The organism is Agaribacillus sp. DX54 (assembly GCF_056858335.1).
Map to the genome: position 1 here is coordinate 1 of NZ_JBXEQE010000126.1, position 530 is coordinate 530.

General features: G+C 49.1%; 1 protein-coding gene. It reads left to right on the forward strand.

Going from position 1 to position 530, the window contains the following annotated elements; genetic code table 11:
* A partial coding sequence (locus AC04NP_RS30630) for an AMP-binding enzyme (RefSeq protein ID WP_482863941.1) occupies nt 1-530 on the forward strand: 530 nt, incomplete at both ends.

A 530-nucleotide genomic window follows, 5' to 3' on the forward strand; every position in this document is an offset into this window, starting at 1 on the left:
TATGTATAGGGGGAGATCAGGTAGCTCGAGGATACTTAAATCAGGAAGCACTGACCAAGGAACAATTTGTCGCCAATCCATTTAAAGCAGGGGAACACATGTACAGAACGGGCGATCTAGCCAGGTGGCTGCCCGATGGTACTATTGAATATATCGGCAGAAAGGACGATCAGGTCAAGATCCGCGGCTACCGCATTGAGTTGGGAGAGATAGAGAACGCCTTATCCTTGTTACCAGAAGTAAACCAATCTTGTGTGTTGGCCAGGCAGGATGAGCATGGCAGTAAGCGATTGGTTGGTTATGTGGTCTTGGAAGGAGAATTGGACAAGGAAGCCTTGCAGTCAGCATTACAGCAAAGCTTGCCGGAGTATATGGCGCCTCAGTTATGGGTAAAACTCGATGAGATGCCCTTGACCAATAATGGAAAGTTAGATAGGAAGGCCTTACCGGAACTGGATGGTTCGGGCTTGTCCAGCAAAGAATACGTGGCCCCAAGGACAGAGGCAGAAACACAGCTAGCTGCGATCTGG